Here is a 1,978-nt window from a genome sequence, read left to right as displayed (position 1 = left end):
TTATACCTAAGGCGGGTGATTTGACGTTTTATCACCTGCCTTTTTCTCTTTATTTTTCCCTTAAGTTTACAGCAATGCCCCTAACCCCCTGAAGGGGGAACCCCGCCGCACGCAACAACTTTTCTACTGAACAACTTATTTCTATTTATTTCTATTAATTTCTGACTTCTGGCCTCTGACCTCTGGCTTCAAATTCAAAACCTAATAGCCTATTGACCTATTGACCTATTGACCTATTGACCTATTGGCCTATTGGCCTAATAACCTATTGACCTCCCTACTCCACCAAAATCAATCCCTGACTATTGCCTGTGATAGACCGTCCACCGTCGGGGGTGACCACAAAAGTGTTTTCGATGCCGACCATACCCACGCCGGGGATGCCTTTCTTGGGCTCGACGGCGAAGACCATATTCTCGACCAGCGGTTCACGGAATTTCTGTGCCAGTACCGGCAACTCATCGACGGTGAGGCCGATGCCATGCCCCAGAAATTTCACACGTCGGCTGCCAAAGCCCATGAAGTTTTCCAGGAAATCGGGGCTTAGCTCCTCCATAATAGTTTCATAGATGGTTTCGGGGATATTTCCGGGTTTAAGCATCCGGGCCACCTTATTTTGTATCTCTACGCATTGGCGATGTATGTTTATCACCTCCTCCGACAAGGGATGGCCAAACATATAGGTCATGGTTTTGTCGGAATGGTAACCGTTTACGCCGATGGCCATATCCACAAAGACCAGGTCGCCTTTTTGAAGCTTTCGTTCTCTGCTTCCCAGGCTGGGCACAGCGGCATTAAGACCGCGGTTTCCGCCGGGACCGTCGAAATTGGTGGGGTACAATGAACTGTCGCCAAATCCCAGCTGGGCCACAACGATTTCGGTATCGAGCATTCCGAAACGGGCGGTGCCCTGATGTCCTTCTTTAACCATTAAAGCATACAATTCGGCCGCCAGGTCGGCTTCGCTCATCCCTTCCCTGAGAATTTGTGGCACCTTTTCCTCCAGCACCAGCCGATGGATGGCTCCGGCTTGTTCCATGTATTGAATCTCCCAGTGGCTTTTGACGGCGCGGGTAGCAGCAACCTGAGCATCCAGAGGACGATAATCCTGAAATGGAAAATGTTTTCTAAACCTATTGTAAACCGCCAGGGGTACGAATTCGGTTTCAAGGTAGATGGTATCAGGCAATTGGCTATATGAAGCCGCCGCATCACGATAGCTATTCATGGGATGAATATTGGCAAAGAGCGACTCGTCGCACGTCCGTTCATAGCTTCTGCGAACCCATAAGGCTTCTCCTGAGTTGCGTTCAATGATTAGCATCCCTTCGGGCATAGAGCCGGTGAAATAGAGCAGGTTGATTTTACTGAAGATAACGGCCATCTCCCAGTCGGGATTATGGCGGTCCATCATTTCCCGAAACCGATTCATGCGGTTATTTAATTCCGTTGCCGGTACTTGTTCTGTCATTGCTTTTCTGATTATTTTTTTACTAAAATTTACTTGCTTTTGAAATGGATTGGGACAAATGGCCATACTTAACAAAAGACGCCGGAAGCCCGAAGTCAGAAGCCAGAGGCCAAAAGTCAGAGACTAAAGGATATATATGGAAATAAGTTGATATAAATAGAAATAAGTAGCATTAACATCTTATAATCTAATATCTAATTATCTAACATCTAATCTCTGGCCTCTGGCTTCTGCCGCCCCTCCGGGGCTCTGGTTGTTTATGGTTGCATTTTTTGCTACCAATCTGTCGCCGCTCCGCGGCTACCATTCCACCATTCAGCCTTTCCCCGTTTCACCATTTTTTTATATCCACCATATTTCTACTAATACCTTCTATTCTAACCTCTGGCTTCTGACTTCCAATGCTCTTCTCCCCTCGCTCACCCCCTAACCCCATTGCTGTAAACTTAAGGGAAAAATAAAGAGAAAAAGGCAGGTGATAAAACGTCAAATCACCCGCCTTAGGTA

1 protein-coding gene is annotated in these 1,978 nt (G+C 47.0%); it reads right to left on the bottom strand.

What is annotated here, in order from left to right; genetic code table 11:
* Positions 1-277 precede the first annotated feature (277 nt).
* Positions 278-1,471, bottom strand: a complete 1,194-nt coding sequence (locus ACT29H_RS16700; protein ID WP_444822797.1) for a M24 family metallopeptidase — start codon at positions 1,469-1,471, stop codon at positions 278-280.
* Positions 1,472-1,978 lie beyond the last annotated feature (507 nt).

Origin of the sequence: Thermophagus sp. OGC60D27 (genome assembly GCF_052400625.1) — a bacterium.
GTDB lineage: Bacteria > Bacteroidota > Bacteroidia > Bacteroidales > Marinilabiliaceae > Thermophagus.
The sequence above is the reverse complement of the archived record's forward strand: the minus strand, read 5'-3'. Positions and strand labels throughout refer to the sequence as shown.